The sequence below is a fragment of the Lentzea sp. NPDC092896 genome (assembly GCF_044754905.1).
GTDB lineage: Bacteria > Actinomycetota > Actinomycetes > Mycobacteriales > Pseudonocardiaceae > Lentzea.
In genome coordinates this window covers 256,941-281,631 of the sequence record NZ_JBIVPX010000006.1, presented here as the reverse complement: position 1 = coordinate 281,631, position 24,691 = coordinate 256,941, and the positions used below count along the sequence as shown (strand labels likewise).

19 protein-coding genes are annotated in these 24,691 nt (G+C 69.9%); 10 read left to right on the top strand and 9 right to left on the bottom strand.

What is annotated here, in order from left to right; genetic code table 11:
- The first annotated feature begins 73 nt into the window (after positions 1-73).
- Positions 74-976, top strand: a complete 903-nt coding sequence (locus tag ACIQF0_RS29240) for a glycoside hydrolase family 88 protein (protein ID WP_401034502.1) — start codon at positions 74-76, stop codon at positions 974-976.
- On the opposite strand, the gene ACIQF0_RS29235 is transcribed toward ACIQF0_RS29240, so the two are convergent.
- The 5 genes from ACIQF0_RS29235 to ychF all read right to left on the bottom strand — a co-directional run bounded on the left by ACIQF0_RS29235 (position 893) and on the right by ychF (position 9,603).
- Positions 893-2,107 (bottom strand): mannosyltransferase, encoded by a 1,215-nt coding sequence (locus ACIQF0_RS29235; RefSeq protein ID WP_401034499.1) that lies wholly within the window; start codon positions 2,105-2,107, stop codon positions 893-895. The genes ACIQF0_RS29240 and ACIQF0_RS29235 overlap by 84 nt on opposite strands.
- Positions 2,108-2,384: 277 nt before the next feature.
- Entirely contained in the window at positions 2,385-2,540 is a 156-nt protein-coding gene (locus tag ACIQF0_RS29230; protein WP_089909616.1) for a DUF6131 family protein, read from the bottom strand.
- Between the two features lie 62 nt (positions 2,541-2,602).
- Positions 2,603-5,311 (bottom strand): BTAD domain-containing putative transcriptional regulator, encoded by a 2,709-nt coding sequence (locus tag ACIQF0_RS29225; protein ID WP_401034495.1) that lies wholly within the window; start codon positions 5,309-5,311, stop codon positions 2,603-2,605.
- A complete protein-coding gene (locus ACIQF0_RS29220; protein ID WP_401034492.1) occupies positions 5,308-8,433 on the bottom strand; it encodes a BTAD domain-containing putative transcriptional regulator in 3,126 nt (1,041 codons plus the stop codon). The genes ACIQF0_RS29225 and ACIQF0_RS29220 overlap by 4 nt, the downstream gene beginning before the upstream one ends.
- 90 nt (positions 8,434-8,523) lie before the next feature.
- Positions 8,524-9,603 carry a redox-regulated ATPase YchF gene (gene ychF / locus ACIQF0_RS29215; RefSeq protein ID WP_360037837.1) on the bottom strand — a complete coding sequence of 360 codons (1,080 nt, stop codon included), beginning with the start codon at positions 9,601-9,603 and terminating at the stop codon, positions 8,524-8,526.
- Between the two features lie 80 nt (positions 9,604-9,683).
- On the opposite strand from ychF, the gene ACIQF0_RS29210 reads away from it, so the two are divergent.
- Positions 9,684-10,970, top strand: coding sequence for a bifunctional transcriptional activator/DNA repair enzyme AdaA (locus tag ACIQF0_RS29210; protein ID WP_401034489.1), 1,287 nt, complete (start codon positions 9,684-9,686; stop codon positions 10,968-10,970).
- On the top strand, positions 10,967-11,464 hold the full coding sequence (locus ACIQF0_RS29205; protein ID WP_401034486.1) for a methylated-DNA--[protein]-cysteine S-methyltransferase: 498 nt from the start codon (positions 10,967-10,969) through the stop codon (positions 11,462-11,464). The genes ACIQF0_RS29210 and ACIQF0_RS29205 overlap by 4 nt, the downstream gene beginning before the upstream one ends.
- Before the next feature lie 10 nt (positions 11,465-11,474).
- Here the strand turns inward: ACIQF0_RS29205 and ACIQF0_RS29200 are convergent, their stop codons facing one another.
- Genes ACIQF0_RS29200 through ACIQF0_RS29190 form a run of 3 tightly spaced genes read right to left on the bottom strand, consistent with a single transcriptional unit; the run spans position 11,475 to position 16,047 of the window.
- Positions 11,475-12,014, bottom strand: coding sequence for a hypothetical protein (locus ACIQF0_RS29200; RefSeq protein ID WP_401034483.1), 540 nt, complete (start codon positions 12,012-12,014; stop codon positions 11,475-11,477).
- A 20-nt stretch (positions 12,015-12,034) separates the two neighbouring features.
- Positions 12,035-14,911 (bottom strand): AAA family ATPase, encoded by a 2,877-nt coding sequence (locus tag ACIQF0_RS29195; RefSeq protein WP_401034481.1) that lies wholly within the window; start codon positions 14,909-14,911, stop codon positions 12,035-12,037.
- Complete coding sequence (locus ACIQF0_RS29190) at positions 14,908-16,047, bottom strand: exonuclease SbcCD subunit D (protein WP_401034478.1); 1,140 nt, start codon at positions 16,045-16,047, stop codon at positions 14,908-14,910. Before ACIQF0_RS29190 ends, ACIQF0_RS29195 begins: the two co-directional genes overlap by 4 nt.
- Positions 16,048-16,145: 98 nt before the next feature.
- Between ACIQF0_RS29190 and ACIQF0_RS29185 the strand changes: the two genes are divergently transcribed.
- From ACIQF0_RS29185 to ACIQF0_RS29175, 3 genes are all read left to right on the top strand, one after another.
- A complete protein-coding gene (locus tag ACIQF0_RS29185; protein WP_360037852.1) occupies positions 16,146-17,057 on the top strand; it encodes a DNA recombination protein RmuC in 912 nt (303 codons plus the stop codon).
- Positions 17,058-17,146: 89 nt separating this feature from the next.
- Entirely contained in the window at positions 17,147-17,872 is a 726-nt protein-coding gene (locus ACIQF0_RS29180) for a DUF6542 domain-containing protein (protein ID WP_401034476.1), read from the top strand.
- An 82-nt stretch (positions 17,873-17,954) separates the two neighbouring features.
- The gene (locus ACIQF0_RS29175; protein ID WP_401034473.1) at positions 17,955-21,332 is read left to right on the top strand and encodes a hypothetical protein; all 3,378 of its coding nucleotides are present in this window, start codon (positions 17,955-17,957) and stop codon (positions 21,330-21,332) included.
- Here the strand turns inward: ACIQF0_RS29175 and ACIQF0_RS29170 are convergent.
- Positions 21,329-22,273, bottom strand: coding sequence for a 4-hydroxy-3-methylbut-2-enyl diphosphate reductase (locus ACIQF0_RS29170; protein ID WP_360037861.1), 945 nt, complete (start codon positions 22,271-22,273; stop codon positions 21,329-21,331). The two genes, ACIQF0_RS29175 and ACIQF0_RS29170, sit on opposite strands and share 4 nt — an antisense overlap.
- A 63-nt stretch (positions 22,274-22,336) precedes the next feature.
- Here ACIQF0_RS29170 and ACIQF0_RS29165 point away from each other — a divergent pair, with 63 nt between their 5' ends.
- The 4 genes from ACIQF0_RS29165 to ACIQF0_RS29150 are packed head-to-tail and all read left to right on the top strand — an operon-like array spanning position 22,337 to position 24,642.
- The gene (locus ACIQF0_RS29165) at positions 22,337-22,831 is read left to right on the top strand and encodes a lipid droplet-associated protein (RefSeq protein ID WP_401034470.1); all 495 of its coding nucleotides are present in this window, start codon (positions 22,337-22,339) and stop codon (positions 22,829-22,831) included.
- A complete protein-coding gene (xseA, locus tag ACIQF0_RS29160; RefSeq protein WP_401034469.1) occupies positions 22,828-24,078 on the top strand; it encodes an exodeoxyribonuclease VII large subunit in 1,251 nt (416 codons plus the stop codon). Before ACIQF0_RS29165 ends, xseA begins: the two co-directional genes overlap by 4 nt.
- Entirely contained in the window at positions 24,068-24,412 is a 345-nt protein-coding gene (locus tag ACIQF0_RS29155; protein ID WP_360037869.1) for a sugar ABC transporter substrate-binding protein, read from the top strand. Before xseA ends, ACIQF0_RS29155 begins: the two co-directional genes overlap by 11 nt.
- Positions 24,409-24,642, top strand: a complete 234-nt coding sequence (locus ACIQF0_RS29150; RefSeq protein ID WP_360037872.1) for an exodeoxyribonuclease VII small subunit — start codon at positions 24,409-24,411, stop codon at positions 24,640-24,642. The genes ACIQF0_RS29155 and ACIQF0_RS29150 overlap by 4 nt, the downstream gene beginning before the upstream one ends.
- Positions 24,643-24,691 lie beyond the last annotated feature (49 nt).

Below are 24,691 nucleotides of genomic sequence, written 5' to 3'. Positions count from 1 at the left end.
ATCACTTTTCATCTTGGTTCTGACCGGGACACTTACCGCGATTCCGACCGCGGCTCAGGCCGTGCCGTGTGCCGTGACGGACACGATGATCAAGGCCAGTGCCACCTGGGTCATCAAGGGATCCGACCTCGCGGCGAACACCTGGTCCAACGCGAGCTTCCACGTCGGCAACCTCGCCCAGGTGCGAACCACCGGGATCAGCAACCACAAGACGTGGCCGTGGGTGCAGGCGAACAAGTACCTGCTGCCGCTGGACCCGGCGAACCCCTTCGCCCCGGACGCCCAGTCGACCGGTGAGCCGTACCTCGACGTGGCGTTCTTCCACCCGGAGCCCGAGGTGCTGCAGCCGTTGCGCGACAACCTGCGCGCCCAGGTGCAGGACGGGAAGACCGGCTACTGGCGCTCGCCGGACGCGCTGAACATGGCGCTGCCGTCGTTCACGCGCATCGCCGTGGCCGACCAGGACCAGGCCATGCTCGACTACTCGTTCAAGTCGTACCGCAGCCTCAAGGCCCGGACGTTCAACGAGTTCACGGGTCTGTGGAGCCTGAACGTGCAGACCAACGGCTGGGCCGTGCAGGGCCTGGCCAAGGCGATGCTCGCGCTACCGGCCGACCACCCGTACCGCGCCGAGTACGCCAAGACGCTGCGCAAGAGCGTGCAGACGCTCAGGTTCCTGCAGCGCCACGACGGCTTCTGGGGCAGCACCGGCAAGGACTCCGCCGCCACCGCGATGATCACCTACGCGATCGCCGCCGGCATCAACGCGGGTGTGCTCGACCGGGAGACCTACCTGCCGCACGTGCAGAAGGGCTGGCAGGCCCTCCTGACCGCGCTGGACGCCGACGGAACGCTGGGCTGGGTCGCGGCCCGCAACTCCTGGAAGCCCGCCTCAGCCGGTGACACCGGTGGGTTCGCTGTAGGGAGCTTCCTCATCGCGGGACAGCAGCTCGTCCCTCTGACGCCGGGTTGCTAGGCCGATCGCGACGAGCGTGAGCAGGCCCGTGGCCGGATAGCCCCAGCCGAGCGCCACGAAGACCCACGGCCGCGGGAAGTCCCAGATGTTCGGCTGGGCGAGCAGCAGGAACGAGATCAGGTAGCCGCCGGTCAGCAGCACCCACAGGCCGGCGGTGATCTTGCACAGGAGGTGTCCGCCCTCGTAGATCAGCCACAGGAGGGCGGGCACCATCCACACCCAGTGGTGGCTCCACGAGATCGGCGAGACCAGCAGGCCGAGCATCTGGACGCTGACGATCAACGCCAGCACGTCCTTGGTCTTGCTGACCGCGAACCACGTGAGCGCGGCCGCGACGAGCACGGCAACGATGTAGATCGGCCCGGTCTTCACGTCGTACCCGACCGTGCGGCTCAGGGCGCCGCGCATCGACTGGTTGATCGCGCTGCCGACCGGCCCGACGCGACTCGCGTCACCGAGCAGCTGGAACCAGAACTTGTCCGACTGGGACGGTGAGATGGCCCACCCGATGCCGTACACCACGACAAAAGCGACGAACGACCACACAGCGGCCATCCACCGGCGCTGAATCAGGAAGTACAGCCCGGAAATGGCGGGCGTGAGCTTGATGCCCGCGGCGAAACCGACACCGGCGCCGCCGACCCAGTTGCGCGCGCTGGCGAGCGTGCCGATCAGGATCGCGACCAGCACGAGGTTGATCTGGCCGTAGTTGAGCGTGGTGCGGACCGGCTCGATCCACAGCGTCAGCGCGGTCCACATCATGGCGCGGCGCGGGTCCTGCAGCTTCAGCAGCTTCAAGCTGGTGCGCACGATGTAGTAGAGGCAGCCCAGGCAGAGCAGCTGCCAGATCCAGCGCGACGCCTCCCACGGCACCCAGCTCATCGGCGTGAAGATCGCGGCCGCGAACGGCGGATAGGTGAACGGCAGCGGGAACACGTCCGCGTACTGGTCGAGCCGCCACTCGTAGAGGTCACCGGAGAACAGGTGCGGCGACCCGTTGCGGTACACCAGCAGGTCGATCATGGTCATCTTCGCCTGGAACGCGACCATGAAGAGGTGCCCGGCGACCGACAACGCGAGCAGCCACGGTGCTACGGAGAGCACACGCGCTTCCACAGCACGGAGTTTCACCCCGAAAACGTTACCCGAGGCAACGAAACGGGGTACCCCGGCGTCATTAGGACGGGAGAGATCGCAAGAGGGAGTTTTCTGGTCATGTCTGTTGATCTTGTAGTTGCCGCTGTCGCCGCTCTGGCCATGCTGGGGGTCGCGTTCGGAGTGTTCGCCGCTGCCGCACGCGCTAAGAACAACGTGTAAGAGCTTGTGAGACAAGCAGAAGGGGGAGCCTCCACAAAGGAGGCTCCCCCTTCACCGTTTCCGAGGGGAGGAACGGTGACTTGGTGCGCGTTTAGAAGTAGTGCGCCCGTCCGCCGATCGGCTTGCCGACCGCGCCCAACACGGCGAGGATCGCGCCGATCACCAGGAGCACGACTCCCAGGGTCGTCAGGATGCTGATACCCATCAGCCACCCGACGACAAGCAGAATGAGACCGAGGACGATCATGACACCTCCAGGTGGGGAATCCTTTTCTGGATTACCCCACGGGGGTCGGTACAAACCTCGCTTCATACATTCGTCACCGATGCAATCAGCTCCCGCACCTCAGCGGCTTCGGCCCGGCCGAACTCCTCGTACAGCGCCAACGCCTCGGTGAGCTGCTCCCGGGCCGCGGCGGGTTCCCCTGCCGCGATGTGCGCCCTTGCCAGACGAACGATCCCGTCCCCCAGAGCCTGGCGGTGCTCCATCGCCCGCAGCACCTCGACGGATGCGTGGTAGTTCTCCACCGCCTCCGCGTACCGGCCCAGTTCCAGATGAACGTCCCCCAGCGTCTCGAAGTTGTTCGCGTGTGGCATGACCTGGCGTTTCGACTCGAAGAACAACGCTTTCGCTTCCAGGCAGAGCTCGATCGCGCGCTCCTGGTCACCGGCCAGGTGATGAGCCCTGCCATACGCTTCGAGGTAGCAGGCTCGCTGATAATCGCTCAGCTCGGCGATCCTCGGGTGCACGCGACTCAGGATCTCCAGGCCGCGATCGGCCTGCCCCAGTTTCTCGTACACGTGTGCCAGCCCGCGGGAGACGTCAGCCTGCCCGTTGACGTTGGCCCCCTCCTCCTCGAATCGCAGAGCCGACTGCAGGTGGAGCTCTGCCTCGAAGAACATCTTTTTCGAGATGTAGACCCCTCCGAGCGAGCGGTGGAGACGCGGCTGCCCGAGCATGTCGTTCCGTCGTCGTGCGGCGTCCAGCGCGAGCAACTCCGTTTCCTCGGCGTCAACCAGCATTCCTGAGCGCAACAGGGGCAGATGCAGCGTGTAGCCCAACCGCCACACGAGGTCGTCCGCGCCTGCGGCCACCATCTCTCTCAGGACGCCCAGCAACACCGGGTACTCGACCCGGAACCACTTCCTCGCCGCCTGGGTGTCCGGCATCGGGACGATCACGGCCGCCGGCGACGGCGGTGCCAGTGGCGTCCAGCTGATCTTGACCTCGATCCGCAGGTTCGCGTCCAGCGAGGTGTGCAGGTAGTGGTCGAACATCCGCTGCTGCGCATCGGCCTGCGATTCCCGCGACAACTCGCTGAAACGCTCGGCGGCGTAGTCCCGCAACAGGTCGTGCAGCAAGAACCGGCCGGTGTGCGTGCGGGTGACGAGACTGCCCGCCACCAGTTCGTTCAGCGCACTCACTGATTCCGCTCGTGGCACCGCGGCGAGGCTCGCGGCGGCCTCGACCGTGAACTCCGGGCCTGGATGGCCGCCGAGCATCACGAACAACCGGGCAGCGGCCTCGCTGACGGACCTCAGCGACCAGGAGAAGACGTGGCGGACGCCGGTGGTGGGGTCGTCGATGTCGAGCGCGTCGAGCCGTTCCTCCTCCAGCTCTTCCGCGAGTGCGGTGAGCGGGTCGCCGTAGGCCGCGCGGGCGGCCACGATGCCCAGCGCCAGCGGCAGGCCCGCACACCGTTCGACCAGCCGCGCGACGGCGTCCGGCTCGGCCGCGATCCGTGCTGTGCCGATCCGTTCGGTCAGCAGGTCGGTGGCGGCCCGCTCGTCCATGACGTCCAGCGCGACGGGCTTGGCGCCCTCGCGCGCGACGAGTCCGCTCAGGCGGTTGCGGCTGGTGATCAGCACCAGGTTCCCGGCCCCGCCGGGCAGCAACGGCCGCACCTGGTCGACGTCCTTGGCGTTGTCCAGCACCACCAGCACCCGGCGCCGCGCCAGCAACGACCTGTACTCGGCGATCACCGCCTCGTCCGACGTCGGCAGCTCCTTCGCGGGCACGCCGAGTCCTGCGAGGAAGTCGCGGGCCACCGCGATCGGGTCGAGAGGCTCGGCTCGGACGTCGAAGCCGCGCAGGTTGACGTGGAGTTGCCCGTCCGGGAAGCGCTCGGCGACCTGATGTGCCCACTGCACCGCGAGCGCCGTCTTGCCGACACCACCGATGCCGTTGATCGCGGAGATCAGCACGGGTTCGTCTGGGCGCGTCCTGACCATCTCGGTCAGCTGCTCCAGCTCGTGCTCACGGCCCGCGAAGTGCGGATAGGCGGGCGGCAGTTGCCGGGGCACGATCGGCGAGACGGGCACCTCGCCGCTGAGGACCTGCGCGTGCGCCTCGCGCAGCCGTTGGCCGGGGTCGACGCCCAGCTCGTCGGCGAGCCGCTTGCGGATCTCCTGGTAGGCCGAGAGCGCCTCGGCTTGCTGGCCCGCGCGGTGCAGCGCGAGCATCAGCTGAGCCCAGAACGTCTCGCGCAACGGGTGTTGCCGCACCAGCGACCACAGCTCCGGCACCAGCAGGTCGGCCGGCCGGGCCAGGTCCTCGTCGATGCGGCGTTCGAGCGCGACGACCTGCTCCTCGACCAGTCGCGGCACGTCGTCGCGGTGCAGCGACTCGGACGTGACGTTGCCCAGCACCGGACCGCGCCACAGCTCCAGCGCGGCACGGTGCTCGCCCCGCGCGGCGAGCTCGCGGAATCGGGCGAGATCGAGCTGTCCGGGAGCGGCCTCGGCCAGGTAGCCGTTCGACGACGTGCGGACGCAGTTGGCGGCGCCCAGCGACTGCCGCAGCCGCAGCACGACGGTCTGCAACGTCTTGTGCGCGCGGCCGGCGGCGGGCGGCTCGCCGTCCCAGACCCGTTCGACCAGCTCGTCCACCGACACGAACTCGTTGGCGCGCAACAACAGCGTGGCGAGCAGCACCCGGCCGCGGCCGGCGGGAACAGCCACCGGCTCGCCGTCGAGCAGCACTTCCAACGGCCCCAGAACGCGGTACTCGGCAGTCACGCGGGCGAACCTACCGGTACGCCGCAGTCCCGGTAGGCATTGGCGGCCAACGCTTCCGCGGCCTGCGCGCCTTCCTCGTCCCCCAACGCACGGCGCACGGTCGCGAGCACTTCGTGCGACTGTCCTTCCAGATACCGCTGGCGGTGCCGCTGATGTGTGGCGACTGCCTCTTCCGCGCACGACAACGCTTCCGAAAGCTCGCCCATCGCAAGGTGGAGCAACGAGCGCTCGCTGAGCAGCACTCCTTCTCCCTCGAGCGCGTAAGCGACACCGGCCCGGAGTGCGCGGGCCTCGTTCAGATGGCTCGCTGCCCGCTCGAGCTCGCCGAGTTTCCGGTACGCCCGCGCAGCCGAGCAATGCGCGGTGAGCCGATATGCAGGAACCGCGGAGTCCTCACCCGTGAGCCTCAGGCGGACCATGGCGGCGGCCAGCGCGTCCCCGTGCGCACCGCAGTGGTCCATCACGTCTTCCAGCGCATGCCAGACGTGGAACTCCTCCTCCATGCCGACCCTGTGCCGCGCTTCTTCGAGGATGTCGAGCAAGAGGTCGAAAGCCTCGTCGACCCTCCCGAGTGCCAGGTCGATCTTGACGACGGAGGTGGCGCCGATGGAGACGCGCAGGGGGTTTCCCAGCTCGGCCAGTAGCGCGAGGTACAACTCGTAGTGCGCTCTGGCATCGGCGAACCTGCCCAGATCCAGACAGGTTGTGACCAGACTGTCGTGAGTGATCAGGCGAACGGCAGGTGAGTCGGCCAGCTCCAGCACCCTGAGCAGCGCCTGTTCGGTGGCCGGGTAGTCGGACAGCGCACACCAGAGGCTGGCGAGGGTCTGCAGGACCAACGCCTGCCCCTCGGTCGAACCCGTCCGCTCATGGATCGCAAGCGCCTGCCGCAGGTGTTCTGCTGAGTCGTCCAGGTCGCCCGCGATCCGGGCCATCGCGCCGGCGTTGCCGTGCGCGCTCGCCTGGATCGCCAGGTCACCCTCCTTGACGCCGATGCCGAGCGCTTCCCGCGCGAGCTGCATCGCCCCCGCGAAGTCCCCCTGGCAGAAGCGGTAGATGGAGCAGCCCAGGTCCGAGCCGGCGACCAGCAGGTCATCGCCGGACGCACGGCTGGAGCGATCCCGGATCTCACACAGCACCGACCAGTTCGCGTCTTCACGAACTTCGTAGTAGAAGCCGTTGAGCACGGCTCCGAGCTCGGCCACCAGCCGGTGATCGCCCCGCTCGCTTGCGACGAGCACCGTCTGGAGGAGGTTCGAGTGCTCGGCGTTCAGCCACGCGAACGCCTCGTCCGTGCTCTTCAGCACCACGTCGGGCAGCGGGGTCGTGACTGCCGCGAGCGGGTACTTCCGCTGGTCCGGGAACAGCAGTTCAGCGGCGTCGTAGGTCATGCGGCGGTAGAAGTCGTACAGCCACCCGATGGCCTCGTCGGCCTCCTCGCTCGTGCACCGTTCCCTCGCGTACACCCGCAGCAGGTCGTGCAGGGCGAAGCGGGTGCCGCGCTGTTCGACGAGGTGCACGCCGACCAGGTGGTTGAGGTGGCGGCGGGCGTTGGGCAGGCCGGCGATCACGGCGGCGTCGTTGGCGGTGAAGTCCGCGCCGGGCAGCAATCCCAGCCGGCGCAACACCATCCGCGTCTCCTCCGGCAGCGAGGAGTAGCTCTCGTCCAGGACGACGCTGACCGCGGCGGCGGGATCGCCGGGCACCGCGAGCTCGCCGAGGCGGTCGTCGTCGAGCTGCGCGACCTTGTCCGCGATGGTCATCGCGTCCGGGGAGGACAGGTCGGCGGCCGCGATGCGCAGCGCGAGCGGCAACCCGCCGCACAACCGCACCAACGCGGCGGCGGCCTCTGCCTCGGCCCGCACCCGGTCCGCGCCGAGCACCCGCTCCAGCACGCGCGTTCCGTCGTCGTCGCTCAGCACCGGGAGCCGCAGCAAATCGGCGTCGTGCAGGGCGAGTCCACGCAGGTCGCCTCGGCTCGTCACGATCGTCAGCGCGCCGGCGGACGCGGGCAGCAGCGGGCGCACCTGCTCGGCGTTCGCGGCGTTGTCCAGCACCAGCAACAACTTCCGGTCCGCCACGAGCGACCGGTAGAGCGCCACCTGTTCGTCCAGACCGGCCGGCGCGGAGTCGGCGCCCAGCGCTTTGAGCACGAGGGTCAGGGCTTCCTGCGGCGGCATGGCCCGCACCGGATCCTGACCGCGCAGGTGCACGAAGATCTGGCCGTCCGTGAACCGCTCGCTGATCCGATGGGCCCAGTGCACGGCCAGGGAGGTCTTGCCGACGCCACCTGTGCCCGCGATGGCCAGCACCTTCGCCCCGCTGGCCGCCAGCCGTGCCACGTCGCCCTCGCGCCCGGCGAAGGTGGCGAGATCCGGTGGCAACTGCCTCGGCGTGACGCGCTTCTCCTTCGGCGGCGCGACCTCTCCGCGCAGGATCTGCTCGTGCAACTCGCTCAGCGCGGGCGCCGGGTCGATCCCCAGCTCGTCCGCGAGCATCTCGCTGACCTGCCGATACGCCGCGAGTGCGCCGGCCTGCTGCCCCGACCGGTACAGGGCCAACATGAGATGACCCCAGAAGCGGTCGCGCAACGGATGCCTGCGGGTGAGGTCCTGCAGCTCCGGCACCAGGTCCGCGGACCGCCCGGCCGTGAGGTCGGCCTCGATCCGCTGCTCCAGCGCGGCGAGCTGCTCCTCCACCAGCGACGGCACCTCGTCGCGGTGCAGCGACTCCGACACGACGTTGCCCAGCACCGGCCCCCGCCACAACGCCAGCGCGGGCCCGAACTGCTGCCGCGAGACCAGCGCGCGGAACCTCAGCAGGTCGAGCTGCTCCGGTTCGATCTCGGCCAGGTACCCGCCGGGCTCGTGCCGCACGCAGTTCGCCTCGCCGAGCGCCTGCCGCAGCCGCATGACGACCGTCTGCAACGTCTTGTGCGCCCGGTCCAGATCCGGAGGAGCACCCTCCCACAACCGTTCGACCAGCTCGTCCACGGAGGTGAACCGATTGGCGCGCAACAACAGCGTGGCGAGCAGCACCCGGCCGCGGCCGGCGGGAACCGCCACGGGTTCGCCGTCGAGCACTACCTCCAGCGGTCCCAGCAACCGGTACTCAGCTCTCACACCTCGGGAGTCTAGGTGTGTCACCGGGACGCGCGCCCTACATGGCGACGGCCCCTTCCCGCGTGGGAAGAGGCCGTCGCCGTGCACTGGTCAGACGTTGAAGCGGAACTCCACCACGTCGCCGTCGGACATGACGTAGTCCTTGCCCTCCATGCGGACCTTGCCCGCCGCCTTCGCGTCGGCCTTCGAACCAGAGGTCACCAGGTCGTCGAACGACACGACCTCGGCCTTGATGAAGCCGCGCTCGAAGTCCGTGTGGATCACGCCGGCCGCCTGCGGGGCGGTGGCGCCCTTCGGGATCGTCCAGGCGCGCGATTCCTTCGGGCCGGCCGTGAGGTACGTCTGCAGGCCGAGGGTGTGGAAGCCGGCGCGGGCCAGGGCGTGCAGGCCCGGCTCGGTCTGGCCGATCGACTCCAGCAGTTCGAGCGCCGACTCGTCGTCGAGTTCGATCAGCTCCGACTCGACCTTGGCGTCGAGGAACACGGCGTCGGCCGGGGCGACGAGCTCGCGCAGTTCCTTCACGCGGGCCTCGTCGGTCAGCACGCCCTCGTCGGCGTTGAAGACGTAGAGGAACGGCTTGGTGGTGAGCAGGGAGAGCTCACGCAGCAGTTCACCGTCCACTTCGGACTGCGCTGCGAACAGCGTGCGGCCCGCGTCGAGGATGTCCTTGGCCTTCTTCGCGTTCTCGAGGACGGCGCGGCGGTCCTTCTGCATCCGCGCCTCCTTCTCGATCCTCGGGATGGCCTTCTCGAGGGTCTGCAGGTCGGCGAGGATCAGCTCGGTGTTGATCGTCTCGATGTCGCTCGACGGGTCGACGCGGCCGTCGACGTGCACGACGTCCGGGTCGTCGAAGACGCGGATGACCTGGCAGATCGCGTTCGCTTCGCGGATGTTCGCGAGGAACTTGTTGCCGAGGCCCTCGCCCTCCGACGCGCCCTTGACGATGCCCGCGATGTCGACGAACGACACCACGGCGGGCACCTCGCGCTCGGAGCCGAAGATCTCGGCGAGCTTGGTGAGACGGGCGTCCGGCAGCGGCACCACGCCCACGTTCGGCTCGATGGTCGCGAACGGGTAGTTCGCGGCGAGCACGTCGTTGCGCGTGAGCGCGTTGAACAGGGTGGACTTGCCAACGTTGGGCAGGCCGACGATACCGAGGGTCAAACTCACGGTGAGCGAGTCTACGGCAGCCGACGGTCGTGTCCGATTCCCGCGAGCCATCGGCCGTTCCCGCTGGCAGGATCGATGGCATGGTCATTGACGAAGAACACGCGTACCGGGTGTGCTCCGCACGTGACGCCCGCTTCGACGGGTGCTTCATCCACGCGGTCCGCACGACCGGCATCTACTGCCGGCCGTCGTGCCCCGCGGTGACCCCGAAGCGCCGCAACAGCCAGTTCTTCCTGACGGCCGCCGCCGCGCAGTCCGCGGGTTTCCGCGCCTGCCGCCGCTGCCTGCCGGACGCCGTGCCGGGCTCCCCCGAGTGGAACCTCCGCGCGGACCTGGCGGGCCGGGCGATGCGCCTGATCAGCGACGGCATCGTGGAACGCGACGGCGTGACCGGCCTGGCCTCCCGGCTCGGCTACTCGGAACGCCACCTCACCCGCGTGCTGACCGCTGAACTCGGCGCCGGTCCGCTGGCCCTGGCCCGTGCCCACCGCGCCCACGCGGCCCGGTTGCTGATCGAGACGACCGAACTCCCGTTCGCCGACATCGCGTTCGCCGCGGGCTTCGCGTCGGTGCGCCAGTTCAACGACACGATCCGCATGGTGTTCGCCTCGACCCCGTCCGACATGCGCGGCCGGGGCAAGGCCCCGGTGGGCACTCCGGGCCGCATCGTCCTGCGGCTGCCGTACCGGCCGCCGTTCGACGCCACGGGCCTGCTGGCCCACTTCCGGGCCCACGCGTTGCCCGGCGTCGAGGAGGTGACCGCCGACTCGTACGCGCGGACGTTGTCACTGCCGCACGGCGAGGCGACGGTCCGCCTGACGTTCCCCGCCGACCACGTCCTGTGCTCGCTGCGTCTCGCCGACGTGCGGGACCTGGGCGCGGCCGTGGCCCGCGTCCGCCGGCTCCTGGACCTCGACGCCGACCCGACGGCCGTCGACTCGTTCCTGGGTGCCGACCCGATGGTCGGCCCGCTGGTCCGGGAGGTGCCCGGCATCCGGGTGGCGGGCAGCGTCGACGGCGCCGAGACCCTGCTGCGCCTGGTGGCCCCGTTCACCGGCGTCCCGCTGCAGATCCCGGACGGCGCCCTGACCCACCTCTACGCGGCCGGAGACCACCCCGTCACCGAGGCCCTGGCGAACGGCAGACTCGTCGTCGACGTGGGCCGCTCGATCGAAGACCTGACCGAAGAACTGACCCCCCTGGTCGGCGCCTCCGTGGCCGACGAGGTGGCCATGCGAGTGCTGGGCGCACCGGACGTGCTGGTGCTCCCGAAAGCCTTGCGACACCTGACTTCCCACGGCCCGAACTGGCGGCCGTGGCGCTCCTACGCCGGAGCACACCTGACGAGGAAGGCAGCAACATCATGAGCGTCGCGCACACGTCCACTGTGGACACCCCGGCGGGGCCGTTCACCGCGATCGTCGCGCCGGACGGGGCAGTGCTGGCCAGCGGCTGGACCGACGACCTCGCCCTGCTGACGCCCCAGATCCACGCCACGCTGATGCCGTCCGAGATCACCTCGCGACCCGATCTGGGCGACGTCACCAAGGCCGTCATCGCCTACCACGAGGGCGACCTGACCTCGATCGACACCATCGAGGTCCGCCAAAGGTCCGGCCCGTTCCTGCAGCACGCGTGGGAGGTCCTGCGCACGGTCAAGGCAGGCGAGCCGGTCACCTACTCCGAGTACGCCGAGCTCTCCGGACGCCCGGCCGCGATCCGGGCGGCGGCCTCGGCCTGCGCCCGCAACTCCGCGGCTCTGTTCGTCCCCTGCCACCGGGTGATCCGGATCGGCGGCGACCTGGGCGGCTTCCGCTGGGGCCTGGACGTCAAGCGCTGGCTGCTGGCCCACGAGAACTGACCCGCGAGACCTAACCGACGAGGTTGATCTCCGGCGTCTCGCTCATGGTCACCAGGTCCGTGCCGCACCGCGTGCACGGCCTGGTGACGGGCAGGACCACGTTGGTCTGCAGGGAGTTCTCCCCGTTGAACCAGTCGGCCTCGCCGGCGTCACGGCAGGTGTGGCACCCGACGCGGTAGTGCAGCCGGACCCACGGACCGGCTCCCAGTTCGCCGCCCCGCGCCTGCGGACGCTGGAGATCGGTGAACGGCGACCACCAGAACGACAGCCTGCACCGCAGCGTGCGGGTGGCCCCGTCGCCGGCGGCGTCGAAGCCGGTGATGCGGATCGGCGCCGGGTGACTGCCCGACTCGGCCGCCTCGTCCTGCCAGTCGAGCGGGCTCCGGGAGGAGTGGCACACGCCGTGGGTCGCGCCGTGCTGCAGGGTGACGGTCCGTCCCTCTCTGCGGCACACGAAGCAGTCGTGCGAGTACTCCACCTTGTTCGACCACCCGAAATGGGCGGCCTTGGTGACGGAGACGCGCGCGGTGATTTCCACGTGGGACAGCACGGGCCGAGGTTAGACGCTGATCACGCCAGCGACATCTCCAGCGTCGACCCGGTCCTGGCCTTGCGCACCCGCAGCCGCGTGGGAATCCGCTGCCGCAGCTCCTCCACGTGCGACACCAGCCCCACGACCCTGCCACCGGCCCGCAACTCGTCCAGCGTGTTCATGACGATGTCCAGCGTGTCCGAGTCCAACGTCCCGAACCCCTCGTCGACGAAGAGGGTGTCGAGCAACGCCCCGCCGGTCTCGTTGGCGACCACGTCGGCCAGGCCGAGCGCGAGCGACAGCGAGGCCAGGAACGACTCCCCGCCGGACAACGTCTTGGCCGGCCGGGCACGGCCCGAGTAGTCGTCCAGCACGTCGAGGTTCAGCCCGCCTCGGGTGCCGCGGGCGCCGGCCGAGTCGGAGTGCACGAAGCTGTACCGGCCCTGGCTCATCCGGTGCAGCCGCGCGGAGGCCGCGACCGCGACCTCCTCCAGACGCGCGGCCAGCACGTACGACCGCAAGGTCATCTTCTTGGAGTTCTGCCCGCGGCCGTTGATCACGTCGGTCAGCGCGTCCAGCTCGGCGTAGGTGGTTTCCAGCGGCTCCAGCGACTTCCACTCGGCCCGCAACCGCGCGGCCAGCTCGCCGACCCGGTCCAACGCGGCCTGCGCACGGGCCAGGCCGGTGGCGGCGGAGGACGCGGCGGCACGGGCCGACGACGCCGCGGCCGTCACCTGGCCCAGGTCCACCTCGTGCGCGGGGTCGATCTCGGCCAGTTCCTCGACCGTCGCCGAGGCCGAGGCGCGGGCGCGTTCCCAGGCCGCGATCCGGTCGTCCAGGGCCTGGAGTTTGATCGCCGGACGGGCCGCGGCCAGGACCGCGTCGACGTCGGGGAAGCCCGCGTCGGAGGCCATGGCCGCCACCAGAGCCTGTTGTTCCTCCACGCGGGCGAGGGCGGCGTCACGGGCCGCGCGGCGGTCGGCCAGTTCCACCAACGCCTTCGACAACCGGAGCAGGTGGTCGCGGCGGGTCAGGACGTCGTCGTGCTCGCCCCGCGCCTTGTCCAGCCGGGCGCCGCGTTCCTCGACCACGCCCACCAGCGACTTGTGTTCGGTGTGCAGGCCCACCAGGTCCTGCTCCACCTGGGCCTTCTCGGCGCCGAGTTCGCGGGTCTTGGCTTCCAGGCCGACGAACTCGTTCTGCCGTTGCGAACGGGTGTGGGCCAGGTCGAAGGCCTTGCGGTACTCGGCGATCGCGACAGCGGGCTCGTCCGACCCCAGGGCCTCCCAGCAGGCCTGGATGCGCAGTTCGGCGGCGTGGGCGGCGCGCTCGGCCTCGTTGCGGCGGTCCAGCGCGAGCTGCTCTTCGGCGGCCGCGTCCTCCTCGTCGGTCGCGTCGACGCCGCCGAGCATCGGCTGGGCGGGGGCGGGGTGCGACGGCGAACCGCAGACGGCGCAGGGCTTGCCGCGCTTGAGCGCCGCGGCCAGTTCGATGGCCATGTTCTCCAGGCGCTGGTGGCGGACCTGCTGGAGGACGTCCTTGGCCTTCTGGTGGACGTCGATGGCCTCGTGCAGCTCTTTCTTGGTGCGCTCCAACGCTTTCCCGGCGTCCGGCAACGCCAGGGCGGCGTCGGCGCGGGACTTCAGCGACTCCAGGCGGGCCGACGCTTCCGCCGCCGCGTCCAGCTGGAGGCGGCACTGGGCCACGCGTTCGGGCAGCACCTCCAGCTCGGCGTTCAGCGCCAGCAACCGGCGTTCGACCTGGTACGAGGAGTTCTTCAGCACCGACAACCGGCGCACGTCGGCCTGCTGCCGTTCAGCCTCGGCGGCCAGTTCGCCCAGGCCGCCCGCCTCCTCGCGGTAGCGCTCGGCGTCCTCGCGCAACTCCGAGCCCGTGTAACCCAGGCGCTCCAACGATTCGAGTGCGCGGGCCTCGTCGCGGACGGCGAACTCGTAGGACTGCTGGAGCTTCGCGATCTCACCGAACGCCGGCACGACCGGAACGGCACGGCGGGCCGCGTCCCGTTCGGCGAACCACGCCGCCGAGTCGGCGGCCTCCACGCGCGCCAGCAGCTCGCGGGCCTCGCGCACGCGGCGGATCTGGTCGGCCTGCACGCGGGCCTGGGCCAGCAACGCGTCCGCCCCGTCGGCCAGACCCGCGGTCTCCTCCGCCAGCGCGCCGGCCGTGGAGACCGCGGCGGACAGGCGCTCCAGCACGGATTCCAGCCAGCCCGGCTCGAACGACGGCTCCCCGCCGGCGGCTTCGGCCACCCGGTGCATCAGCTCGCTGGCACCCTGCCGGCGGTCCTCCAGCACCCGGCCGGCCGCGACCCGCCTGTCGCGGAACCACTTCTCGACGTCGAGGAACCGCTCGGTGCCGAAGAGCTTCTCCAGCAACACCTCGCGCTCGGCCGTGTCCGACCTCAGGAACCGCGCGAACTCTCCCTGCGGCAGCAGCACGACCTGGAAGAACTGCTCGTACGACATGCCCAGCATGTCCTCGACCGCGCGCGCCACGTCGTCGATGCGGGTGATGCCCTCGCCGTCCCAGCCTTCGAGCCAGGTCAGCGAGCACTTCGCGGGCTGGGTGGTGAAGCCGCCGCCGCGCTTCTTCGGCCTGTCGAACTCCGGTGAGCGCACGATCCGGAACCGCCGCGACTGCACGGTGAGCTCCAGCGTCACCTCCGTCGGCACCTCGGGATCGGCGTACTCGCAGCGCAGCTTCTTCACGTCGCCGCGCGCGCCCGGCACCCGGCCGAACAGCGCGAACGCCACCGCGTCGAGCAACGTCGTCTTGCCGGCTCCCGTGTCGCCGTGCAGCAGGAACAGCCCGTCCGCGCCCAGCCCGTCGAAGTCGACGACCTCGGGCTTCGGGTAGGGCCCGAACGCCGTGAGCTCCAGGCGGTGCAGTCTCATTGCTCCTGCTCCCTCGCCACCGACGCGAACGCCTCGCGCAACAACGCCATCTCCGCCGTGGAGGGCTCGGAGCCGCGTGCGTCCGACACGAAGCAGCAGGCCACTTCCTCGTCGGAACGGCCGCGCACCCGGTCCGCGTACGTCATGTTGTGCTGCTGGCCCTGCTCCGGCCGCCACTCCACGTGCACCGCGTGCTCGAACCGCTTCTGCAACTGCCGCAACGCGTCCATCGGCCGCACCTGGTCCGTGAGCACGACCGACAGGAAGTGGTCTTCCAGCGGCTGGTGCGCCGGATCCTCCAGCACCTCGGCCAAAGTGCCGCTCACGACGGCCAGCTGCCGCGGTACCGGCAGATCCCGCCGTTCCACCCCGACGAGCCCGCCCGCGTCCAGTTCGACCAGCCACACCGACTTGCGGTGCCGCGCCTCGGAGAACGAGTACGCCAACGGCGATCCCGAGTACCGCAGGTTCTCCGCGAGCGTCTGCGGCCCGTGCAGGTGCCCGAGAGCCACGTAGTCGACGCCCGCGAACACCTGCATCGACACGTCCTGCACACCGCCCACCGCGATGGTGCGCTCGGACTCCGACGGTGCCCCGCCCGTCACGAAAGCGTGCGCCAGCACCACCGACCGCGCCTCGCGTGATGCCAGGTCGGCGCGAATCCGCCGCATCGCCTCGCCGAGAACGGGCGCGTGCCCCTTGTCCGCCACCCCGAGCACGTGCCGCGCGGGCTCCGGTTCCAGGAACGGGATCCCGTACACCGCGACGGGCCCGTGCTCGTCCTCCAGCTCGACGGGCTTGTCCAGCAACGAGATCTGCGTGCGCAGGTAGAGCCCGCCCGCCGCCGCGAACTCGCCGAACACCCCGATCCGCGCCGCCGAGTCGTGGTTGCCGGGGGTGATCACGATCCGCGCCCCTGCCGCGCGGATCCGCATCAGCACCCGCGCGCACAACGCCACCGCGTCGGCCGACGGCACCGCCCGGTCGTACAGGTCGCCCGAGATGACCACGACGTCGACCTTCTCGGAAGACACCAGGTCAGCGAGGCCGCTCAGCACCGACTCCTGCTCCACGAGCAGGTCGCGGCCGTGGAAAGTGCGCCCCACGTGCCAGTCGGAGGTGTGCAGGATCCGCATGGCCCCAACCGTAGAGACGGGGTCTGACAAATCTCCGGGAGGGTTCCCGGCGTGTCACCCGATCGAGTTCAACATCTTTGGGGGAGCATCATCGTGCCGTGACCGCAGTGATCATCACCGCCTCGATCGTCCTGGCACTCGTCTGTGCCGGGGCGCTGCTGTTCGTCTGGCGCCTCTACCAGGACAGCGTCCGGCGAACCGACGAAGCGCTCCAGGCCATCGGCACCGAACGCGCGCGCTACGACGCGCAACAGGTCGCCCTGCAACGCTACGAAGTGGCGTTCTCCAGCGTCAGCGGACGCGGCGAGCTGGGCGAACAGGTGCTCGTCGAGACAGCGCGCGCACTCGGCCTGAGGGAAAACCTCCACTACACGCTTCAAACGGACGTGGCGGGCGGCGGCGCGGTCCGGCCCGACATGGTGCTGAACGTCGGCGGCGGCCGCGCGGTCCCGGTCGACTCGAAGATGTCCATGGCGACGTGGGCCGAGGCCGTCGAGACGGACGATCCGCAGGAACGCCAGGACGCGCTGCGGGTGCACGTCCGCAACATCCGTTCGCGTGCCGCCGAACTGGCCGGCAAGGGCTACCAGCGCTGGGCCGACGCCATCTACGGCACGATCATGTTCGTCCCCAACGACGGCGCGGTCGTCGCGGCGCTGGACACCGATCCCGAACTGCTGCGCTGGCTGCTCGACCGCCGCGTCTTCCTGTGCGGCCCGACCGGGTTCGCCGTGATCGCGTCGAGCGCCATGTTCGCGGTCACCGAACGCGCGCTGGCCGACGACGTCGAGCAGGTCAGGCTGCAGGCGGGCCGGGCCAACCGCGCGGCCGACAGCGCCATCGACGCCGTCAACCTCTCCACCACGCACCTGCAGCGCTTCCTCTCGGCGAGGCGCAGGGAGCTCGACGCCCTGGAGGGCTTCCGGGCGAGCGTGGAGCCACTGACGGACGCCTCCGCCACTCCTACGCCCCTCCCGCTGGTCCGAAGGGCGGACGAACAGTCCGCATAAAACGCACGCAGTGTGCCCTCAGGTTGCTTCTGGGTGAGAAAGCCGCGGACTGACGAACACCGAATGGCCGAACGGCTACCGTGTGCGTCGTGAGTGCGTTGCGCGAGCGTTCAGCAGCTTTCGATGATGACGATGTCGAAGACTACGACGCGGTCCCGTGGAACTACCGAGCGATCTTCGGCGAGTTCAAGGGCATCCCGTGGTGGGCAGCGATCCTCGCTGCCCTGGTCCCGGCGTTGATCGGCGCGTTCATCGACATCAGCTCCAGCAAGACCGTCGGCTGGACGTTCAACGCGGTGTTCTTCCTCGGCGCGCTGGCCGCGATCCTGCTGGTGCAGCGCCGCAGCCTGTTCGGGCCGATGGTGCAACCGCCGCTGATCCTCGCCGTCACGGTGCCGACGCTGGTGCTGTTCACCGGCGGCGTCCAGAAGGGCGGCCTGTCCTCCATGGCGCTCGGCCTGGGCAAGCCGCTGATCGACAGCTTCCCGGTCATGGGCATCACCACCGCCGTCACGGTCGCGCTGGGCATCCTGCGGATCACGCTGCAGAAGGACCCGAACCGCCCGTCGAAGGACGAGATCCGCGAGGCCAAGGCGGAGATCAAGGAACGCTCCAAGCCCGTTCGCAGGCCCCGCGAGGAGCCGGAGGAGGACGAGCGTCCGCGCCGTCCCCGTCCGGAACGCGCGGAGGGCACCCCGGCCCGTCGTCCACGTCCCGAGGGCACCCCGGCTCGCCGCCCGCGCCCGGAAGGCGCCGCCCGCGGCGAACGCCCGGCAGGCCAGCGCAGGCCCCGTCCGCCCCGCGAAGACCGCTGATCCGTTGTTCGCGATCGCCCCTTAGAACGTCGTACAACGGATCACGGACAACAACCCCCTGACCAGCACGCACTCTGCGAGCATGAGTTCGATGCCTAGGGGAGAACGTCCACTGGACGAGGGCGACAGCCCGCTGCTGCTGTTCGCCGCGGACCTGCGCCAGTTGCGTGCGGACGCGGGGAAACCGAGCTATCGGGAGCTGTCCCGGCGCGCGCACTTCTCGGCGAGCACGCTGTCCGACGCGGCGGGCGGCCGGAAGCTGCCGGGCCTCGACGTCGCCCTCGCGTACGTCCGCGCGTGCCACGGCGACGAGCCCGCGTGGGAACGGCGCTGGCACGACCTCGCCGTCGCGATGGCGCAGAGCCGGACGAACGACGGACCGTCGCCGTACGTCGGCCTGAACCCGTTCACACGAGAAGACGCCGACCGCTTCTTCGGCCGTGAGGCGCTCACGCACCGGTTGCTCGACCGGCTCGAACGCCAGCCGTTCCTCGCCGTGTTCGGCGCGTCGGGCGAGGGGAAGTCGTCGCTGCTCAGGGCGGGTATCGCGGCGAAGTTCCCGCACGCGGTGGTGTGCACGCCCGGCTCGGATCCGGACGCGGCCATCGCCGACGCGCTCGCGCTCCACCCGGACCTGCTGGTCGTCGACCAGTTCGAGGAGCTCTTCACGCTCTGCGAGGACGAGGTGCAGCGCCAGGCGTTCCTGGACGCGCTGCTGGCCGCGGACTGCCGAAGGGTCATCGCCGTCCGGTCCGACTTCTACCCGCACTGCGCCCAGTACCCGAGGCTGGCGGAGGCGCTCACGGACGCCCAGGTGCTCCTCGGCACCATGACGCCGGAAGAGCTGCGCCGCGCGATCACCCAGCCCGCCGCGACCGTCGGCTGCACGGTCGAGACAGCCCTGCTGACCACCCTCGTGGCCGAGGCGGCGGGACGCAGCGGCGTGCTCCCCCTCGTGTCGCACGCGCTGCTCGAAACGTGGCACCGCAAGCGCGGCAACACCCTCACTCTCGGCGGCTACCAGTCCGCCGGCGGCATCCAGGGCGCGCTCGCGCAGAGCGCCGAGGCCGCGTTCGGCACGTTGGACGAGTCCGAGCAGCACCTGGCCAAGCAACTGCTGCTCCGGCTCAGCGCCGACGGCACCAAACGGCCCGTGCCACGGCATGAGGTCGTGGGCGAGGAAGTGCTCGACGTGCTCGCCGGCACCCGTCTCATCACCGTGGACGAGCACACCGTCGAGGTGACCCACGAGGCGCTGTTCGAGGCCTGGCCGAGGCTCCGGGCGTGGCTGGACGAGGACCACGAGGGCCTCAGGACGCACCGCAGGCTCACCGACGCCGCCAGGACGTGGCAGGAACTGGGTCAGGACGACGACTCGCTCTACCGCAGCACCAGGCTCGCCGAGACGACCGAGTGGGTCGCCCGCGCCAGGCCGGAGCTGACCGGCACCGAGCGCGAGTTCATCGGCGCCTCGAAGGCACGGGAACGCCGCCGCACCCGCCGCCTGCGCTGGACCGCCGCCGGACTGGCGGTGATGCTGGTGGCCACCGCCGCGAGCGCCGTCGTGGCCGTCCAGCAACGCCGTGAGGTCGAACGGCTCGGCCTGATCTCGCAGTCCCAGCGGCTCGCGTCCGCGTCGGAGGCTCTCGCCGTCAGCGACCCGCAGCAGTCCGCCCGCAAGGCCGGCGAGGCCTACCGGGCCTATCCCACGCCAGAGGCCCGCAGCCGCGTCCTGAGCGCGGCGGCGTCGGCACGCGGCCGCAAGCTCGACTACCTCGACGGGTGGAGCTTCGCGTTCGGCAAGGACTTCGTCGGCCTGATGAACCACGAAGGTCTGGTCGTGCACGACACGGCCACCCTGTCGCTGAAGGCCCGCTGGCGCCCGAGCACGACCGGCGTCGTCTACTCCTGGGCCGTCGCGCCGGACGGGCGCACGATCGCGGTGTGCCTGCACGACGGCCGGATCGTGCTGTGGACGGGCCCGGAGGACGACCAGGTCGTGCTCCAGCGCCAGGGCACGCGCGGTGGTGTCGCCTTCAGCGCGGACGGCCGCTCGCTCGTCGTCGGTGGTGACGTCTGGGACCTCGCCACCCGCGAGGTGCGGTTCTCGCTGCCGGTCGGGCCGATCAACGGCCCGTTCGACATCGCGGACGACCGGGTGCTGGCGCTGGTGACCGCCGGCTCCCTCTCCCTGTGGGACCTGGAGACGAAACAACGAACCGGCGGCCTGCAGGTGCAGTCCGGCGAGATCACCAGGGTGCGGTTGCTGCCCGGCGGCAAGCTGGCCGCGCTCGCCACCACCGAGGGGCAGGTGCAGGTGCGGGACCTCGCGACCGGCGCCGTGGTCGCCACGCCTCCCGCGCACACCGGCATCGTCAACAGCCTGACGCTCAGCGCCGACGGCAGCACGCTGATCTCCGGCGGTGAGGACGGCCGCGCCCACGTCTGGGACGTCGCGCACGGCAACGCCATCACGACGATCGTGATCAACGAACCGGCCAGGAGCGTGCAGTTCTCACCGGACGGCGGACTGGCCGTGCTCACGCCGCGGGCCCTGCGGTTCTGGCCGCCGGGCGCCGTCCCGCGGACCGCCGGCTACACCGTCCGCGGGCTCACCGTCGACGACGACGGCTCGATCGTCACCCTCGACGAGGCCGGCGTGATCGAACGCAGGGACAGCACGCTGCGCACGCTCAAACGCATCGAGACCGGTGTGCCGCAGGTCCGTTCTGGCCGCTTCAGCCCGAACCACGACCTGGTCGTCCTGAACGGCGACCTCCAGGTGCTCGACGCCAGGACCGGGGAGAAGGTCAGCGCGCCGGCGGTGCACGCCGGCAGCTCGATCACGGGCATAGCGTTCGGCGAGCAGCAGATAGCCGTCGTGAATTCCGCGGAACCAGACGCGTTGTGGCCGTTGGAGAAGGACAGCCGGCCGAACTTCATCGGTGGTGACTCCAGCGGCCCGCGCACCGCCATCTCGTTCGGCAGGAACGACGGGCAGCTCGTCTTCGCCCGTGAGGACGGCGAGGTGCTGGTCCGCGACTTCGGCATGCAGAACCAGAACCTGGCGCTGCCCCACACCCACTCCGCGCCGGTGCGGGCGCTCGCGCTGTCGCCGGACCGCAGGATCCTCGCGACAGGGGGCGACGACGGCCTGATCGCGTTGTGGGACACCACCAGCTGGCAGAAGATCGGCGAGCTGCGCGGACACGCCGACGCCGTCAAGGCGCTGGAGTTCAGCCCGGACGGCAGCCGGCTGGCGAGCGGGAGCACCGACCGTTCGGTGATCGTGTGGGACGTGCGCGACCGAACCGCGTGGGCGACCCTGCGCGGGCACAGCCGTGGCGTCACGCACGTGGCGTGGCGCCCCGACGGCTCGCAACTGGTCTCTGCGGGCGCGGACGCGATCCAGGTGTGGGGCCTGGACATGGCCCACGCCCTGCGCGTGGTCGAGAACTAACGCACGAGGTCCTTGCGGAGCTCACGCGGCAACGAGAACGTGATGCGCTCGTTCGCCGTGGTGATCTCCTCGACCTCGCCGTAGCCGTGCGACTCGAGGAACTTCAGCAGCTCCATCACCAGCAGGTCCGGCACCGACGCGCCGGACGTGACGCCGACGGTCTCCACGCCCTCGAGCCACGCCAGGTCGACCTCCTTGGCGTAGTCGATCAGGTAGGAGGCCTTGGCGCCGTGCTGCAGCGCGACCTCGACCAGCCTGACCGAGTTGGACGAGTTCTTCGAGCCCACGACGAGCACCAGGTCGCACGACGGCGCCATCGTCTTCACCGCGGTCTGGCGGTTCGAGGTGGCGTAGCAGATGTCGTCGGAGGGCGGGTCCTGCAGATCGGGGAAGCGGTCCTTGAGCTGCCGGACGCGCACCATGGTCTCGTCGACCGAGAGCGTGGTCTGCGACAGCCAGATCACCTTGTTCGGGTCGCGGACCTCGACCTTGGCCGCGTCCTCCGCGGTGTCGACGAGCTGGACGTGGTCCGGCGCCTCACCGGCGGTGCCCTCGACCTCCTCGTGACCCTCGTGGCCGATCAGGAGGATGTCGTAGTCCTCCTTGGCGAACCGCACCGCTTCTTTGTGGACCTTCGTCACGAGCGGGCAGGTGGCGTCGATGGTGCGCAACGACCGGTTCGCCGCCTCCTCGTGGACGGCGGGCGACACGCCGTGCGCTGAGAACACCACGAGTGCGCCCTCAGGAACCTCGTCCGTCTCGTTGACGAAGATGGCGCCGCGGTCGGACAGCGTCTCCACGACGTACTTGTTGTGGACGATCTCCTTGCGCACGTAGACGGGAGCGCCGTACTTCTCGAGGGCGAGCTCGACCGTCTCGACGGCACGATCAACGCCCGCGCAGTAACCACGCGGCTTCGCCAACAGGACTCGCTTGGGCATGGCTCCAGGGTACCCAGGCCCGTTCCTAGGCATTCGCCGCACAGTTGCGGCAGGCTAGGACCCATGAAGCCACTGCCGTTGCCGGTCCGACTCGCTGCCGGGCTCGCGGTGACCGCCCTCGAACAGGCGCGCAGGCTGCCGCAGCAGCTCGCCGGACTCCCGTTGACGGTGGTCAGCGAGGCAATGCAGTTGTCCATGCGCGTGCAGCAGCATGTGACCGAACTCGCCATCAAGGGCGACGACGTCCTCTCTGGACTGCGCCCGGCCGAGGAAGAACCGGAGTGGGCGACGTTCGACGAGGACGAGACGCCCGTCACGACTTCTCAGGAAACTCCCGCCGACGACCCGTGGGAGGAAGAGGAACGGGCGATCGCCGAGGTTCCCGAGTTCCTCCCGACGTACGACGAGCTGTCGATCGCCCAGCTGCGCGCCCGCCTGCGCAACCTCGACGTCGAACAGCTCGAAGAGCTGTTGCGCTACGAGAAGGCGCACGAGTCGCGGCCTGAGTTCGTGGGGATGCTCAACCGCCGGATCGCGACGGTGAAAGCGCAGTCGTGACCGAAGCAAAATCCACGCCGGAGAACCCCTGGCCGGTGCGGACGGTCGCCCGCAAGCTGCTCGACTGGATCAACCGGCTCGGCGACGTCTGGGTCGAGGGCCAGGTCACCCAGCTCAACGCGCGCAGCTCGACGGCGTTCCTGACGCTGCGCGACCCGAGCGTCGACATGTCGATGTCGATCACCTGCAACGCCTCGATGATCCGCGAGCTGCAGCTCACCGAGGGCAGCAGGGTGATCGCGCACGGGAAGATCAGCTTCTACCCGAACCGGGGCACGCTGTCGTTGCGGGCGGACGACATCCGCGCGGTCGGCATCGGCGAGTTGCTGGCGCGCATGGAAAGACTGCGCAAGCTGCTGCACGCCGAGGGCCTGTTCGACCCGCGCCGCAAGCGCAAGCCGCCGTTCCTGCCCAACAAGATCGGCCTGATCACCGGTCGCGCGTCGGCAGCGGAACGGGACGTGCTCACGAACGCGCGGAACCGTTGGCCTGGAGCGCACTTCCGCGTCATCAACGTCGCCGTGCAGGGCCCGACCGCCGTCACCCAGGTGATGACCGCACTGTCCACTTTGGAGCGGGACCCCGAGTGCGACGTGATCATCATCGCCCGCGGCGGCGGCAGCGTGGAGGACCTGCTGCCGTTCTCCGACGAGGCGTTGTGCCGCGCGGTCTCCTCGTGCCGCACTCCGGTGCTGTCGGCGATCGGCCACGAACCGGACACCCCGCTGCTCGACCACGTCGCTGACATGCGTTGTTCGACGCCGACCGACGCAGGCAAACGGGTGGTTCCCGATGTCGCCGAAGAGAGTGAACGCGTCCGGCAGATGCGCGATCGCGGCCGGCGCGCACTGCACGGCTGGGTTGATCGAGAACGCAAACTGCTCGACGCTCTGCGCTCTCGACCAGTACTTTCGGACCCTTACGGGCCACTGGAGCGCCGCTCCGAGGAAGTGAAGCGTTTTCGCGACCAGGGACGCAGGGCCGTGACGCAACGACTCGATCGGGAAGACGTCCACCTCTCGGGGACCAAAGCCCGCTTGACGACCCTCGGACCAGCCGCCACGCTGGCGCGCGGATATGCCGTTGTGCAACTCGTCACACCTGACGGGCCCGACGGCGTGCTGCGTTCTGTGACGGACGCGCCAAGCGGAACACAGCTGCGGGTACGCGTCGTTGACGGGGCAGTGCGAGCGGTTGTCTCCAGCTCGGAAGTCGACTCGGAAGGGGGAGGTACCGATGATGCGTGATGCCGTGTTCCTGCCCCTGACCATGGAGGCGGCCGGCGAGTGCGCGACGGGACTGAGGACCAAGGCGGAGGCGGCGAACCGCGCCGCGGCCGAGTGCTGGACGGCGATGGTGGGCGACTGCGACACCCCGAGCCGCCGCACGCTGATCCTCACGTTGCACGACCTGAGCGAGGCCACCGCTGGCACGGTGCAGTACCGGCGCGTCGCGGAGGCCGAGGCGCTCATCGACGAGGCGGTGCGAGAGGGTGACGGCGAGGAGTTCGCGGAGGCGCTGGTCGGCTACGACCTGGCCGTCGCGACCGTGCTGAGCCGTCTGAGGAGTCAATCCGCGTGAGTTCGGAAGCCACCCAGAAGGAAACTTCACCGGGTTACGAGGCCGCCCGCGACGAACTGGTCGAGGTGGTCCGCAAGCTGGAGGCCGGCGGGCTGTCCCTTGAGGACTCGCTCGCGTTGTGGGAACGCGGTGAGGCGCTCGCCAAGACGTGTGAGCAGCATCTCGCCGGTGCGCGCGAGCGAATCGATGCAGCTCTCGCTGTGGTCGAGGAGGACGTTTCGCAGGCGTGATCCCGTGCAAGGATTCAGTTGCCGATCACAAAATCCGGCACGCTGAGTA